Consider the following 14,934-nt stretch of genomic DNA (forward strand, 5'->3'; position numbering starts at 1 on the left):
TGTCAAAATTCAAAATAGGCATAATTTTTGTTAATAGATAATGTATGATTACAACGCTGTGCAACACCATGCAACATAGTGCAACAAAAACAGGGAGAAATAAAGGAGAAATTATGAGTAGTAAAATGCAAATAAAAAAGAAATGCGAGTGCTGTGGAAAAACTTTCACTGCACAAAAAACGACTACACGTTATTGTTCGCATAAGTGCAACTCCAAAGCATACAAGCAAGGTAAGAGACAGTTCAAGATGGTAGGTATAAATTTTTCTACCATGCAGGAGATAGAAAAGATAAGTGATAAATACGATAAAATAAAAGATAAGGAATATCTCTCGGCATCAGAGACAGCCTTTCTTCTTGGTATTGAGCGAACAACCGTTTACCGTTATTTACACAGAGGTAATCTTAAAGCTGTACAAATGGATGGAAAAACATTTATCCGAAAAGCGGACATAGATAATATGTTTGATAATATTGAGGAGTATGAATATAGAGCCAAGCCTAGTCAAGAGCCAAAACCATTAACCGAATTATATACAGTAGCCGAGATTAAAGATAAATTTAACATCAAAGAATCATGGCTCTACAAGATTACCCGAGAAAACAATATCCCTAAAACATTGATCCGAGGTAAGTCATATTTCAGTAAAGAGCATATCGATAAATATTTTGAAAAGAAAGTATTTAATGAAAGTCAGGATATAAAAGAATGGTATTCAGTGGAAGACATTCACGAGAAATATAATCTCTCAACGGCAGCCATATACAGTTTTGTATCCGAGCAGAATATTCCCCGAAAGAAAGACGGACGCAAAGTGCTGTATTCAAAAAAAGACTTCGACATAGCCAAAGGTTATGAGCAACCCAAAGAAGCCGAATATTATACCACAGAAGAAGCCATGCAAAAGTATAACCTCACTCGTGATGCTCTCTATCATTATGTGAAATATCATAATATACCTAAAGTAAAAGAAGGACGATATGTGAAAATATCCAAGCCTGATTTAGATAAATTGTTTCAACCTCAAATAACACTGTAACTATGGGAGTAAGCAAAGTAGCACTTCGACAGCGTGATATTACAGCAGGAAGAAAAAGTCTGTATCTCGACTATTACTCTGCCATTCGTGACCCTCATTCGATGAAGATGATACGAAGGGAATATTTAGGCATCTATATTTATGGACGACCACGCAACGAAATAGAAAAGGAGTATAACAATGAGATGCTGATGAAAGCCGAAGTAATCCGCAGCATGAGAGTACAGGCAATAATTAATGAGGAGTATGGTTTTCTGGATAAGAATAAAAAGAAAGCTGACTTTCTCGCTTATTACAAACTGAAAGCTGAAAAGAAAGACCAGAAGTGGATGAAAGTCTATCAGCACTTTTCTAATTTTGTGAAAGGCAAATGTACCTTTGGTGATATAAACGTTGATCTCTGCAACCGCTTTCGGGATTATCTGATGGATGCAAAACAATTGAAGCACAAAGACCTTCGCATATCACAAAATTCAGCATCAGGATATTTTTCTACATTCAGAGCCTTACTGAAAGTAGCATACAAAGAGAAGTTCTTCAGGGAGAACCTCAATGAATATCTGGATTCAATCGATACCACAGATGTAAAGAAAGAATACCTGACTTTGGATGAATTAAAAACATTAGCCAATACACCTTGCGACTTCCCTATATTGAAATCTGCATCTATATTTTCGTGCTTCACAGGCTTGCGGATAAGTGATATTTTAAAGTTGGACTGGAAAGAAATACTTCCTGCCTCCGATGGTGGTTACTGTATGCGTTTAAGAACCGAAAAGACAGAAACAGAAACCACCTTACCCATCAGCGATGAAGCATTGGAATTATGCGGGGAAAGAGGTAAAGGCAAAGTATTTAAAGGATTGACAAAGTCCATGACTCAACAACCTTTGAAAGATTGGGTAGCCAATGCAGGGATAACAAAGCACATAACCTTTCATTGTTTTCGCCATACTTTTGCTACCTTGCAGGTTGCTTTAGGTACAGATATCTATACTGTAAGTAAGATGCTTACTCATAAAAATGTATCTACAACACAGATTTATGCTGATTTGGTGAATGCTAAGAAAAGAGAGTCAGCAAATAAAATAAGTTTAAAATGAAATACTATGAATAAGGGAGAAATTATAATATATCAAACACCTGATGGTGATACCCAATTAGATGTAAAGCTAGACAATGAAAATGTGTGGATCAATCGACAACAAATGTCTAAGTTATTTGACAGGGATATAAAAACAATTGGTAAACATATTAGTAATGCATTAAAGGAGGAATTGAACGACATTTCAGTTGTCGCAAAATTTGCGACAACTGCCACTGATGGTAAAACCTATCAAATGGAATACTACAATCTGGATATGGTTATCTCAGTAGGTTACAGAGTAAAATCTAATAGAGGTATTCAATTCCGTATTTGGGCAAACAGCGTTCTAAAAGAATATCTTATCAAAGGTTACGCTATAAATCAGTATGCTAAAAATGAGCAATTGGAAGACTTAAAGAAAACAGTCAAACTTCTTTCTAATGTGATAGACTCTAAGGCTCTGTCGGCTGATGAAGCTACTGGACTATTGCGTGTGATAACAGATTACACCTATGCTCTTGATACATTAGATAGATACGATTTCCAAAAGCTCGAAATAGAAAAGACTACTACAGAAGAACCTTTCAAAGCCAACTATGACAATGCGATGGAAGCTATTCATGTGTTGAGGGATAAATTCGGAAGCGGAGGTTTATTTGGAAACGAAAAAGACCAATCATTCAAAAGTTCGATCAGCACCATTTATCAAACCTTTGGAGGAGAAGAGCTATATCCTAGCATAGAAGAAAAAGCAGCAATGCTACTATACTTGGTTACTAAAAACCATTCGTTTAGTGATGGCAACAAGCGTATTGCCGCATTTTTGTTCCTGTGGTTTTTAGAGAACAACGGTATTTTATACAGAAGCGACAGTACCAGACTTATCGAGAATAATACACTTGTTGCGCTTACTTTGATGATTGCCGAAAGCCGAACTGAAGAAAAAGACATGATGGTAAAAGTGGTTGTTAATCTTATCAATAAGAATAACTAAATATGAATTTTAAAGCTAGGCTTTCTAAGCGTATCGGAATGGAAGATATCAATGATATACTTCGTTTAACACATGATAGTGACAGCCGAAAGCAAGAGTTATATAATTTAGTTATTGGCGAAGATGAAATTATTGGATACCATGCAGCTTGGATCTTTACACATTTTTCGTCACAAGATAACGAGTGATTATATAATAAGCAAGACCAATTGATTGATGAAGTACTAGTCTGTAAGCATGGAGGAAAACGAAGAGTCATGCTCAACCTACTTTATAGACAACCATTCCCGAATCCACCAAGAGTAGACTTTCTGGATTTTTGTTTAGAGCGAATGATGTCTGGCGAAGAATTGCCCGGAGTACAATCGCTTTGCATGAAAATCGCTTATGAATTATGTCGTCCTATTCCGGAATTGATGCAAGAGTTAAAAACAATGCTTGCAATGCTGGAAGGCGATTTAGTACCGTCTATACAAGCTGTCCGAAAGAATATCCTGAAAGCAATGCAAAAAGGAAAGAGTTTACAGAAATATTAAAGTTGACAATATGAATTACAAAGACCCTGAAAATATATTACTCATCCTATGCGGAAGCACGGGAATAGCAGCACTTGCATTGATATTTCGCTATCTTTTTATTGTGAAATGGGGATTTGATGCTTTCGGGGCAAACCTTGTATTCCTTATTATATTTATAGTCGGATTAGTCTTTTTTATTTCTTATCTGGAAATCATTCAGAAAGTTATCCCTCCATTATTCAAAAGGCGAAAACAAACAATAGAAAATCAGGATATAATACCCGAATCCGATACGGTTGAAGATATTGAACCCATCATTGAGTCAGAGCCAGAAGAACCTATTGCAAATGAAACACCTGTTATCAATGATCTGGATGCAATAAGAGAAAAGCATCAACAAGATGAAATTACAAGAAAACAAGAAACACTAGAAGTTGCTATTCAATATACCAGAACAACCTTTGCTCCCTTTGCGGATGACCAGAATATAAATCGCTTATGTGAATATGTCATTCAATATTCCACAGGAACAGAACTAAAGGATGTAGAACCAGTCAAAGTGAAAGATTTACAGAACATAGATTTATACCATTTCGGGTGGAATATCTGGAATCATTTTCGGATGAATAAACAAGAGGATATTGCCTTATTTCTTAAAATCGTTTTTGCTGAAAATCTTAAAGATGTTGATACAGATACTATAAGAAAAAAGTTGACTTTTAATGAAGGGAAGGTTAAGATTGGATTAGAAAAGGAAATTGTTCTTATAAACAGCATCTGATATATAAGTTATCCTTTCTTCTTTCTTTTCCAAGAAATCTTTGGAAGGATATGCCTTAAATTAAAATTTCGCCAAAAGCTTTTGCTACTCTTTGTACATTGATTAATTCTTACCTGATTTGCTAAATGTTTACATTTCTTTGTCTTATAATCAATTTTTCCAAATTTTTTGGAAAGTTGATTAATGAGAAAAGTATCAATATCATTGAAATATCTTTCAATATCTAAATAGGAATAAATGGAAACCCATTTGTTTATTGTTTGATATATATCATCAAAAAGATTAGAATTTAAATTCCCGTTTTTTACTATATCCGTAATTATACCCTTTAGTTTTCTTACGGCTTCTTTTGATGGATATATATTTATTCCATCAAATTTTATTGATAAGAATGACATTTCTTTTTTTGTAGGGTCAATAATTTGCGTCTTGCCATTATTGGCTTCTAATGGGTGAATTTGTAATGAAAATTTATCTTTTAAGTAAGTTGAAATTACTTCATATCCTTTTATTGCTTCTTCTTCAGATTTAAATATAACCACAAAATCATCTGCATACCGAATTAATGAATAATCTGATTTTATAAGATATCTGTCAAAATCAGATAAATAAATATTTGATAGTAATGGAGAAAGTGGATTTCCTTGCGGAATTCCAGTACCAGCATTTTTAAACAACTGTTTTTGCTCTGTATTAAAATAATTTAGGCCTCCTAATTTCTGAGTTATCGATTCCTTTATTAATTTATTTAATGAGTTGTCTTTTAGATTTGGATATATATGTTCATTTAGCAATTTATCTATTTGTACTTCTTCAAAGAAATTTATAATATCAGCTTTAAGTATAACATTTCCTTGTTGATAACAAGATTTCATTTTTAGTACTCCTTCTCTAACTCCTTTATCCCTTTGGTAAGCAAAGCTTACATTATCGCTCTCTTTTAATATTTCAGCTAATTGCTCTTCTAATAAAATAGAGATTGTCTTTAAAACAACTCGATCTCCAATTTCAGGAATCTGTAAAGGTCTGTATTTACCATTACCTTTTTTTATTATCGCAGCTCTTGTTTTTGAAAATTGGAAAGTACCCTCTTTGATTTTTTTATTTAAATCATCAATATTTGACTCTAGATTTTCTCTGAATTTTTCTATTGTTAATCCAGATAAACCACGGGAATATTCATTCTCCTTATTTAATAGTTCCCAAGCTTGATATAAATTATCTTTAGATGATAATTGCTCAAGTAATGATTTTTCAGTTTCCAATATTTGTCTTTTAATAGAATTTAAGTCTAATAAATACATTCACTCCATTTCACCATACTCCCCAATCTTCTCTTCACAAATCCTCTTTGTAATATCTCTCAACAACTCCACTTTGGGAATAAGAGCATCAATATCCTCTTTCGTTACCACAAAATCAGGATCGTAGCGACCATTTACATAAGCAGCCTTGATAAGTTCAAAAAGCCGTTTTTCTTCAGGTGTGTTTTGTGGAAAGACTTTTATAAACTCGCTAGAGTATTTCTTTACCGAGTTTAATAGTTTTGTGAGATTATGTTGTTTGGGATTTTCTAATGTAAAAACCAAACGAATAGCATAAATATAACTTTCGCAAGCTTGGTGTAATAGAAAAGAAGCCAAATTGTAATATTTTTTCTCAGAGGTAAGTTTTGCAGTTTCTAAAAACTCATCAGCATAAACAAATTTACTATCAAAATATTCCTGAGCCTGTTGCTTTATTTCTTCAAAGCTAAGTTTTCGTCTGCGAGCAAGCTTAAACTTTCCACTATCATACAATATAACCCCCTCCTGCTTTATCTGCGTATAGAAATATCGACCTTCATTCAGGTACTTATTTAGCTTTTTCATATCATCGCTGATAAACTGAACAGGTGGTTGCCTATCGGGATCTTTCGCCCTGTCATAGTACAAATCTTCTATATTACCGAGGGCTTTTATTGCTACTCCGTCCGAAACTCCGCTTGTAACAACTAATATATCGTAATCGCTTACATAGAACTGTATTTTGCCAAACTCATATTTCTCATCATACGCTACATAATCGTTACGGGCATAGCTTCCAAAGAGGATTATCATTTCTGTCTGCTTGATGCGTGTCAAGATAGACTCAACAAGGAAATGCAAATCCCGCTGATTGGTTGATGGTAAATATGATATTGACTTTTTCATTCGGATTTTATTTATAACCTTAAAGTTAAGAACATAAAGATATACAAAATAGGAAAATAGAAATTAACTTTTCATACTTAATTGTATATTTGTGTCAACATCCTGTTATTGTTGGTTGGGTTTTAGATGCTGACTGACGAATGAAAACCGCAGAGATATAAATTAATCATTTAATATTTATATCGGCTTGATTCACTAATCAGGCTTAAATGTGGACATATATATGACAATACAAGAAATAACCTCAAACGAATATTGTGCAATATTGATAAACTGCGCTCATTTAGTCTTACGACTATCACATGACAAAATAAAAGAAGATTATTCAGATAATCCGATGTATGTTAAGGAATACATTGCAAAAGAAGTGAAGGAAAATATAATCGATATTCTGTTCGATGATGAGAGGGCGACTTTATCCTGTACTTTTGATGAGAATAATACCTGCAATGCTTCTTATATATTCCTTGACAATCTGGACGAGTTGGGCTACTATATTACTTATCTCAATGATAAGTATGAATATGACTATATTCGGAACCGCTGGGTATTACCTGATTCTTTCGTATCTATAGAAAAGACAGAAGACGATATTTGCTTTAAGTCCTTCTACTAATAATAGATTTTCTACTATAATTCAGGCAAGGTTTTTAAGAATCTTGCCTGTTTATGTTTATCATCATAAAATCACAAGTGTTACACCGTTGATTATCAACGCATATTTTGAGATAATTACAAAATAAAGGAGACTTTTCGGTGATATTTTTCCCCATAATATCATCATCTAAAATTGCACATCATTAATTAAAACCCATTATTATGATGTACAATGACATTACTTTTGATAAGTTACCCGAGGCGGTAGCCTATCTTATTGAGAAAATTGCAGAGGTTAAAACCTTAGTCGAAAACTTCACGTCAAAACCTACCGAAAGACGACTCCCTATCGGGATCGATGATGCTTGTCGCATTATTCAAAAAGCCAAACCTATAATTTACGCCCTTGTCCGAAAGGGATTAATCCCTAGTTACAAGCGAGGCAAAAAATTATTCTTTTACGAAGAAGAACTTCTGGACTGGATAAAAAACGGAAAAAAGAAAACCATTCTGGATATTAAAGCCGAGATGGAAGCCGACCTGTATTCAAGAACCCGAAGGAAATGAACCTGTTTGAATTACAAAACAGTTTTTGGCGGATAGATGAGTATGAAAATTTTAGCGGAAATGAAACACGCTTATACTTTTACCTTATTCATCTAGCCAATCGTTCCTTCTGGGCAGAGTGGATCGAGTATGCTGATAAAAAGATGGTAGCTAATGCCAATATCTCTTTACAGGTCTTGAAGTCTGCCCGTGAACGGCTGAAGAACGCCAACCTTATTGACTTTGTCGCAGGAGGTGGATTCAGGGTTAAAACTAAGTATCAGATTTTAATACCTAGCTCCACATCTAAACCCTCTCCCTATACTAATATAAAGACTAAAGACAAAAACATTAATACAAACACTTATGGAAAAAAGAAAGGCTTTATCCATTCAGGAAGTGACTTCGACTAACAGAACACTTTATAATACGCTGAAAGATGGTATTCAGAATATCGTTGCTGGTGAAAAAGAAAAAATAGAGCAGCAGCGTTTCTCATTACCTGTTAGCTATCCTGACTTTTGCGATCTGTTCATCGCTTTCGGAACCTATTGTATATTTCGGCGGAACCAATCCCACGGTTTTGTCATTGACGAAAATAATGAATGGCTGATTCAACAGCTTTACTATTATGTTACGAATGCCCCATCCTTTGACGGAGATCTGGATAAAGGAATTATGCTGCAAGGAAAATATGGCTGTGGTAAAACCGTCATTCTCGAAACCTATTCACTATTGCATAATCATATTGTGAAGAAGTTCGGATTGAGATTACCGCTATTCACTTTTATAAAATCGGTCACTCTCCAAGAGCAGATTATCAAGCAGTCGGTTCAGTCGTTTACTCAAAAAACATTGCTCATCGATGAGTTTGGTCGGGAGTTGAAAACTGTACAAGACTATGGGAATATCTCCCGTCCGATATCCGAATTGCTGAGTGTGCGAAGTGACCTCGGTGTGATTACTCACGGCACTACAAATTTCACTTTGGAGACTCTTTCTTCAGATGAATTTTATGGTGGAATGATTGGCGACAGGCTTAAAATGATGTTCAATTTTATCACCCTAAAAGGAGATAGCAGACGAAAATAACCTGTAAAGATCCGACTGATGAGACAATGCACCTACCCATCCAAAGTTAGCGGAGCAAGTTTATGTTTTGGTATGCCCAAAACCACTTGCTCCCCACTTCCGATGGCGTGGTGAGGTTCATCCCGTTGGTCTGTTTGTATAACTTTTTAAAATATGTATTATGGCAGAATATAATAAAAAAGGAGGTCGCCCTAAAAAAGATTTGGGGCAAAAGAAGACCTACCGAATCAATATAAAATTGATAACAGAAGAGTACTATTCTCTGGTTTCAAAAGTAAAAAATGCAAGGGTAACAATCAGCGATTTTGTTCGTGATTGCCTGAAAAAAGGATATGTGAAAGAACGAATCTCAGTAGAGCAAGTGGACTATATCCGTAAACTTTGCGGAATGGCGAATAATCTAAATCAGATAGCCAAACGAGCAAATACCGAAGGATATAGCAGGGCGAGTTCCGAATACCAATCCTTAGCAAATAGAATTGACGATGTAATAAAACTGATTGAGCGATGATGGCGAAAATAGTTAAGGGTGCAGGTTTTAAAGGAACTGTCAATTATATTCTCGACCCAAAGAAAGGAACAACCATTCTTGATGCCGATGGAGTGAGACTGAAAAGCAAGGCTTCTATTATTCAAAGTTTCGTTGCTCAGGCAAAACTAAAGCCTAGTTTAGGAAAGTCGGTCGGTCATATCTCTTTGAACTTTTCCGTACAGGACAAAGATAAATTGACCAATGAAATGATGGTAAAGGTTGTTCGGGAATATATGTTGAGAATGAAAATTACAAATACCCAATATATACTTGCCCGTCATTTCGACAAGGAGCATCCGCACGTTCATCTATGCTTTAATCGTGTGGATAATAATGGTAAAACTATATCAGATAATAATGACCGATATCGAAGTGAGAAAATTTGTAAGGAATTGACTGCTAAATATGGCTTATATCTTTCGTCAGGAAAAGAGAATGTAAAAACTCAGCGGTTGCGAGAACCCGATAAAACGAAATATGAGATATATTATTATCTCAACGCTCTTGTTCCTAAATGTAAGACTTGGAATCAATTACTGCATAACCTTAATAGATATGGTGTTGATTCTCAATTTAAATATAAGGGGCAAACAGGTGAAATACAAGGAATAACTTTTACGAAGAATGGATATTCATTTACAGGCTCTAAAGTTGATCGGATGTTGAGCTATTCCAAAATAGACTATCAGTTAAAACAAAATGTATTCTCACTGAATCAAACCCAAAACAAGAGCCAACAGCAAAGTCCAACGAAAGATATCATCGAATCGACTTTGGATGCTTTATCTGGAATTGGCAGCATGCAAGTTCACGGTGATGATTATGAAGAAGAAGCATTCAAAGACAGGATGGAATATGAAGAAGAGAAACGTAAGAAGAAACGACAATTCAGACCTAAGTTTTAAACCTATAAATTAAAACATTATGAGCGATTTATCCACTATAAGTGTCATGTTTGAAGAATTAAAACAGATACTAAAACGAGTAGAATTTAATTCTACAAAACCAGAGAGTTCTGTAAAGCAAGATATAATCAGTACATCCGATCTGGCAAATATAACTAATAAAGTCAACCAATCGGAAGAACTGATTATACAGAAATTAGAGCAAATTGAGCAAGCTCAAACAGCTCCAAAGAAAACATATCATAGGATTTCTATAGATATTACTTCTTCGTGGGTATTTATTACAATTATCGTAATAGGGCTTATGCTACTTATTTCCTTGTTCTTCCATTATAAGCAAAGAGAGGTTATCAGTAGTTTGTCAGATAATGATCTGAAATACCGTTATGTCAAAGCCTTTAATAAAGCAGATTCTGTCAGTATTTATAAACTAGAAGATATCTTTGAGTATAATCGAGACACTAAGGTTATTAAAGAGATCCGCCAATCTGTCGAGCAATATGAGCAGGACGTCATAGATAAAGCCAGACGTATGGAGCAGGCCAAATTAAAAGAGGAAGAAGCTGAAAAGCTTCAGGATGAGGCGAGCAAACTAAAATCAAAGTAATCTTTCTCTATCTGCCATACAAATGTATATACCAAGAATAAATCTGCAAGACCAAGCCTGACGGTTTTCCTGAAAATCTTCCTTTTTTCAAAAGAGTATTTTCAGGAAAAGTCTTGCATTTTTTATTCTTGTTGTATGGGAGGTGTATAACAGTTTTAGAAAGGGGAAGATTATTTAGATAATTCTTCTGCGATAATTTCTGCCTGCCTTAATATAGTTTCTGTAGCTAGCATCTGCATATCAGGGGGATATCCATATTTACGAAGAAGTCGTTTAACTGAAACCTTAAGTTTAGCTTTTACGCTTTCCTTTATGTTCCAATCGATAGAAGCGTTCTGGCGAATTGTATCTGTCAAAACGACTGCCAACTCTCTTAATTTATCCTGTTGCATTAGTTCTTTGGCACTATCATTATTGGCTACAGCCGTATAAAAAGCATATTCGAAATCAGTTAGCCCCATCATTTTTGCTTCATTATCCATAGAAACTATATCTTTTCCGAGTGAGATAAGTTCCTCGATAACTTCGGCAGCTGTTAGGATTTTGTTATGATATCGTTTGATAGACTCTTCTAAGTTTTCCATTAACGATTTACTTTTTACTAGATTCTTTTTAGCTCTATCTCGTATCTCGTCATTCAGAATCTTTTTAAGAACTTCAACAGCCAAGTTTTTATGATTCATACCTTTTAATTCTAACATAAATTCTTCTGAAAGAATAGATATGTCCGGTTTTTTTATTCCGGCTGCATCAAAAATATCAACAACTTGTTCGCTGACTAATGCTTGATCTATCACTTGGCGAATAGTAGTCTCTATTTCTATATTTGTTTTTCCTGATCCTGTGCTGTCAAATTTAACTAATCGGGCTTTTACTGCTTGAAAAAAGGCAATCTCTTCTTTGGCATTGATAGCCTGCTCATGAGGTACGGCAATAGCGAAAGCTTTAGAAAGAGCATTGACTTCATTGATAAAACGTTTTTTTCCATCATCTATGCCTAAGATATGCTCTTCGCATTCCAGTATTACACTTAACTTTATGGATGTATCTTCTTCAAAATATGTATCGTATGAGAAACCATCCAATATATTAGATACTACCTCTAACTTTTCAAGCATCAAATCTACTGCTTGTTCCTGTGCTATCGCTGGGTCTCCTTTCCCTCCTGAGTCGGAATAGAAAGATAGTGCCTGTTTTAGATCGGAAGCAATACCCAGATAATCGACAACCAAACCTCCCGGCTTATCTTTGTAGACGCGATTTACACGAGCTATGGCTTGCATCAAGTTGTGCCCTTTCATAGGCTTATCTATATACAGAGTGTGCATACTGGGTGCATCAAAACCTGTGAGCCACATATCTCTCACTATAACTAACTTTAATTCATCAGTCGGAGATTTCATTCTATCAGCCAATCGTCGTCGCTGTTCTTTGGTCGTATGATGTTTCGATATTTCAGCACCATCAGACGAGCTGGTAGTCATCACTACTTTTATTACACCTTTGTTCAGATCATCGGAATGCCATTTGGGTCGAAGTTCTATAATAGCTTTGTATAGTTCGGCTGCTATTCGCCGACTCATGCTTACAATCATTCCTTTTCCCTCAAACACTTCTTGCCGTTGTTCGAAATGTAAAATGATATCGTGAGCTATATTTTTTATTCTATTTTCGCTACCGATAAGTGCTTCGAGTTGAGTCCATTTGGCTACAGCTTTCTGTGTGTCGTCCATGTCCTCTTGCTCCAAATCTGTATCCAGAGCCTCTATCAGTTTACGTCCTTCTTCACTGAGATTTATTTTTGCTAATCGGCTTTCGTAATAGATGCGTACTGTTGCACCATCTTCTACAGCCTGAGATATATCATAAATATCTACATAGTTACCAAACACAGCTGGTGTATTCACATCCGAACCCTCGATCGGTGTGCCTGTGAAACCCAAATAAGTGGCATTGGGCAATGCGTCTCGCATATACTTAGCAAATCCATACACAGTCTTTTTTCCAATAATTTCGCCAGCTTCGTTCTTGTCATCGATTGTCTTAGCTTTGAATCCATACTGGGTGCGGTGTGCCTCGTCAGCTATAACGATAATATTTTCTCTTTCAGAAAGCAGATCATAAATATTTCCTTCTTCGGGGCTGAATTTTTGTATTGTAGTAAATACAATACCCCCTGAGCCTACAGTCAATAATTCTTTGAGGTTGCTGCGACTTTCAGCTTGAACAGGTGTCTGTCGTAGCAACTGCTTGGATGCAGCAAAGGTATCGAATAGCTGATCGTCCAAATCGTTACGGTCTGTTATCACCACAACGGTAGGATTGTCCATTTCCAAAACTAATTTGCCAGTATAGAAAACCATCGATAGCGATTTTCCACTGCCTTGGGTATGCCACACCACGCCTCCTTTGCGGTCACCAATAGGTTGGGATTGCGTATCTTTCAGCCCATATTCGGCGGGAGGCTCGCTTACTATATCTATTTTTTGAGTCTTTACATACCCCGAAGCTCGAAGTGTAGATTCTACGGCTCGATTAACGGCATAATATTGATGGTAAGCAGCGATCTTTTTTACTGTACTAATAGTAACAATTCCTGTTTTAAGGTCTTCGTTTTTCGTTTTCTCAAATACTGTAAAGTGACGGATCAGGTCAAGCAGGGTTTGCTTATTGAGCATACCCGCAATCATGGTTTCTAACTGACTGACCAGATGTGATGCTTCGGCTCTCCCATCAGCCGATTTCCACGCAAGAAAACGACTCATCCCTGCCGATAGCGAACCCGAGCGAGCTTCTAATCCGTCGGAGATGATGAGAATATTGTTGTATGTGAAAAGGCTTGGTATCTGAGCCTTATATGTCTCTATTTGCCTGTGGGCTGATGTGAGCGTTGCGCTCTCGCTGACTGCATTTTTAAGCTCTATGAGTACCAGCGGAATACCATTGACAAAGAGTAATATATCGGGTCGGCGATTGTGATCGTTTTCTACAACTGTAAACTGATTGGCAACTACAAATTCGTTGTTGAGCGGATTGTTGAAGTCTATCAACCATACCAAATCGCCCCGTTCGTTACCATCTTGTACACTGACAACTGTAATACCCTCGGTGAGGTAGCGATGAAATGTTTCGTTATTGGCTATCAAGTCGGGCGAACTGATGCGTTGTATCTCCTTGATGGCCTCCTCTTGCTGATCGGGCGGAATGGTGGGATTGATACGTCTGACTGCATGGCGAAGCTTTTCGATGAGCAATACCTGATTGTAACTATCGCGTTCGGGTGTTTCGCCATCGGGCGCAATATCCGGTGCATAGACGTATTGGTAGCCTTGTTTTTCGAGCAGTTTTATTGCAAACTCTTCGATATGATTTTCTGTAATATGTATCATTATTTAATCCTCCATCACTTCTTGTTCCTCTAAATAACTTTTATACTCATTAATATAAGCTTCATTATCTACATTATATAGAATCTCACTGGCAGGATAAGAATATCTTCCCATTTCGAATTCACCAAACAAGTCATCAAAATACTCATTAAATCCTTCACTGTCCTGATAATTAACGTGCTTATTATTATCATGATTCTTTATTATCTGACTTTCAAATATTCTGATGAGAAAACAACATAGGATTTCAACACTTCCTAATAGAAATTCTTTGGTTAACTCGTTGACATTATCATTTCGCTGTTCTAATTCCTCTAATGTTTTTCCATGTGAGGTAGATCCAATCTTATTTCTTAAATCACCTAAATGTTGTCCAATAGTCCCTAAAGATGCAGAAATATGCAATTCGAAATCTTGATTTTTAAATCCCAATACTTTAGCTGCATTTTTGAGTACTCCATTGATTGTTGATTTATCATTCAATTCAACTCCTCCAGATTTACATATTTCTTTACCTACACTTTCGAGTAATGCTTTTGAATTTTCAAAAGCCATACTAAAATCAGAATCAACATATGCTTCGATACGAAAAATATAATCAGATAAGATATTCCATCTACTATGTTTTTCTATTATCTTTTTTAATTTTTCCAT

General features: G+C 35.7%; 15 protein-coding genes and 1 pseudogene. 12 read left to right on the forward strand and 4 right to left on the reverse strand.

The window, feature by feature from the left end:
- The first annotated feature begins 113 nt into the window (after positions 1 to 113).
- From IR022_RS16465 to IR022_RS16485, 5 genes and pseudogenes are all read left to right on the forward strand, one after another.
- Positions 114 to 1,040, forward strand: coding sequence for a helix-turn-helix domain-containing protein (locus tag IR022_RS16465; RefSeq protein WP_194204927.1), 927 nt, complete (start codon positions 114 to 116; stop codon positions 1,038 to 1,040).
- A gap of 2 nt (positions 1,041 to 1,042) precedes the next feature.
- Complete coding sequence (locus tag IR022_RS16470; RefSeq protein WP_194204542.1) at positions 1,043 to 2,143, forward strand: site-specific integrase; 1,101 nt, start codon at positions 1,043 to 1,045, stop codon at positions 2,141 to 2,143.
- 6 nt (positions 2,144 to 2,149) lie between these two features.
- The gene (gene rhuM, locus IR022_RS16475; RefSeq protein WP_194204543.1) at positions 2,150 to 3,121 is read left to right on the forward strand and encodes a RhuM family protein; all 972 of its coding nucleotides are present in this window, start codon (positions 2,150 to 2,152) and stop codon (positions 3,119 to 3,121) included.
- A gap of 2 nt (positions 3,122 to 3,123) precedes the next feature.
- Positions 3,124 to 3,657, forward strand: a pseudogene (locus tag IR022_RS16480) (hypothetical protein).
- A 10-nt stretch (positions 3,658 to 3,667) separates the two neighbouring features.
- Positions 3,668 to 4,420 (forward strand): hypothetical protein, encoded by a 753-nt coding sequence (locus tag IR022_RS16485; protein WP_194204544.1) that lies wholly within the window; start codon positions 3,668 to 3,670, stop codon positions 4,418 to 4,420.
- A gap of 8 nt (positions 4,421 to 4,428) precedes the next feature.
- Here IR022_RS16485 and IR022_RS16490 read toward each other — a convergent pair whose 3' ends face one another.
- A complete protein-coding gene (locus IR022_RS16490) occupies positions 4,429 to 5,685 on the reverse strand; it encodes a reverse transcriptase domain-containing protein (RefSeq protein WP_194204545.1) in 1,257 nt (418 codons plus the stop codon).
- Between the two features lie 39 nt (positions 5,686 to 5,724).
- The gene (locus IR022_RS16495; protein ID WP_194204546.1) at positions 5,725 to 6,612 is read right to left on the reverse strand and encodes a HEPN domain-containing protein; all 888 of its coding nucleotides are present in this window, start codon (positions 6,610 to 6,612) and stop codon (positions 5,725 to 5,727) included.
- A 223-nt stretch (positions 6,613 to 6,835) separates the two neighbouring features.
- Here IR022_RS16495 and IR022_RS16500 point away from each other — a divergent pair, with 223 nt between their 5' ends.
- The 7 genes from IR022_RS16500 to IR022_RS16530 all read left to right on the forward strand — a co-directional run bounded on the left by IR022_RS16500 (position 6,836) and on the right by IR022_RS16530 (position 10,891).
- Positions 6,836 to 7,228, forward strand: coding sequence for a hypothetical protein (locus tag IR022_RS16500; protein ID WP_194204547.1), 393 nt, complete (start codon positions 6,836 to 6,838; stop codon positions 7,226 to 7,228).
- Positions 7,229 to 7,431: 203 nt separating this feature from the next.
- On the forward strand, positions 7,432 to 7,776 hold the full coding sequence (locus IR022_RS16505) for a helix-turn-helix domain-containing protein (RefSeq protein ID WP_194204548.1): 345 nt from the start codon (positions 7,432 to 7,434) through the stop codon (positions 7,774 to 7,776).
- Positions 7,773 to 8,168, forward strand: a complete 396-nt coding sequence (locus IR022_RS16510; RefSeq protein ID WP_194204549.1) for a hypothetical protein — start codon at positions 7,773 to 7,775, stop codon at positions 8,166 to 8,168. Before IR022_RS16505 ends, IR022_RS16510 begins: the two co-directional genes overlap by 4 nt.
- Positions 8,155 to 8,847 (forward strand): hypothetical protein, encoded by a 693-nt coding sequence (locus tag IR022_RS16515; protein WP_194204550.1) that lies wholly within the window; start codon positions 8,155 to 8,157, stop codon positions 8,845 to 8,847. The genes IR022_RS16510 and IR022_RS16515 overlap by 14 nt, the downstream gene beginning before the upstream one ends.
- Before the next feature lie 160 nt (positions 8,848 to 9,007).
- Positions 9,008 to 9,358, forward strand: a complete 351-nt coding sequence (locus IR022_RS16520) for a plasmid mobilization protein (protein ID WP_194204551.1) — start codon at positions 9,008 to 9,010, stop codon at positions 9,356 to 9,358.
- Positions 9,355 to 10,284, forward strand: coding sequence for a relaxase/mobilization nuclease domain-containing protein (locus IR022_RS16525; RefSeq protein ID WP_194204552.1), 930 nt, complete (start codon positions 9,355 to 9,357; stop codon positions 10,282 to 10,284). Before IR022_RS16520 ends, IR022_RS16525 begins: the two co-directional genes overlap by 4 nt.
- A gap of 19 nt (positions 10,285 to 10,303) precedes the next feature.
- Entirely contained in the window at positions 10,304 to 10,891 is a 588-nt protein-coding gene (locus tag IR022_RS16530; RefSeq protein ID WP_194204553.1) for a hypothetical protein, read from the forward strand.
- 170 nt (positions 10,892 to 11,061) lie between these two features.
- Here IR022_RS16530 and IR022_RS16535 read toward each other — a convergent pair whose 3' ends face one another.
- Complete coding sequence (locus tag IR022_RS16535; protein ID WP_194204554.1) at positions 11,062 to 14,280, reverse strand: type I restriction endonuclease subunit R; 3,219 nt, start codon at positions 14,278 to 14,280, stop codon at positions 11,062 to 11,064.
- 3 nt (positions 14,281 to 14,283) lie between these two features.
- Positions 14,284 to 14,934: an abortive infection family protein gene (locus IR022_RS16540; protein WP_194204555.1), complete on the reverse strand. Its 651-nt coding sequence runs from the start codon at positions 14,932 to 14,934 to the stop codon at positions 14,284 to 14,286.

This window comes from Dysgonomonas sp. GY617 (assembly GCF_015233815.1).
Taxonomy (GTDB): domain Bacteria; phylum Bacteroidota; class Bacteroidia; order Bacteroidales; family Dysgonomonadaceae; genus Dysgonomonas_A.

Excerpts from the sequence above, each read along its gene's own strand:
- IR022_RS16540 (WP_194204555.1), bottom strand. The coding sequence starts at position 14,934 with ATGGAAAAATTAAAAAAGATAATAGAAAAACATAGTAGATGGAATATC.
- IR022_RS16520 (WP_194204551.1), top strand. The coding sequence starts at position 9,008 with ATGGCAGAATATAATAAAAAAGGAGGTCGCCCTAAAAAAGATTTGGGG.
- IR022_RS16525 (WP_194204552.1), top strand. The coding sequence starts at position 9,355 with ATGATGGCGAAAATAGTTAAGGGTGCAGGTTTTAAAGGAACTGTCAAT.
- IR022_RS16495 (WP_194204546.1), bottom strand. The coding sequence starts at position 6,612 with ATGAAAAAGTCAATATCATATTTACCATCAACCAATCAGCGGGATTTG.
- IR022_RS16510 (WP_194204549.1), top strand. The coding sequence starts at position 7,773 with ATGAACCTGTTTGAATTACAAAACAGTTTTTGGCGGATAGATGAGTAT.
- IR022_RS16470 (WP_194204542.1), top strand. The coding sequence starts at position 1,043 with ATGGGAGTAAGCAAAGTAGCACTTCGACAGCGTGATATTACAGCAGGA.
- rhuM (WP_194204543.1), top strand. The coding sequence starts at position 2,150 with ATGAATAAGGGAGAAATTATAATATATCAAACACCTGATGGTGATACC.
- IR022_RS16530 (WP_194204553.1), top strand. The coding sequence starts at position 10,304 with ATGAGCGATTTATCCACTATAAGTGTCATGTTTGAAGAATTAAAACAG.
- IR022_RS16465 (WP_194204927.1), top strand. The coding sequence starts at position 114 with ATGAGTAGTAAAATGCAAATAAAAAAGAAATGCGAGTGCTGTGGAAAA.
- IR022_RS16485 (WP_194204544.1), top strand. The coding sequence starts at position 3,668 with ATGAATTACAAAGACCCTGAAAATATATTACTCATCCTATGCGGAAGC.
- IR022_RS16535 (WP_194204554.1), bottom strand. The coding sequence starts at position 14,280 with ATGATACATATTACAGAAAATCATATCGAAGAGTTTGCAATAAAACTG.
- IR022_RS16505 (WP_194204548.1), top strand. The coding sequence starts at position 7,432 with ATGATGTACAATGACATTACTTTTGATAAGTTACCCGAGGCGGTAGCC.
- IR022_RS16500 (WP_194204547.1), top strand. The coding sequence starts at position 6,836 with ATGACAATACAAGAAATAACCTCAAACGAATATTGTGCAATATTGATA.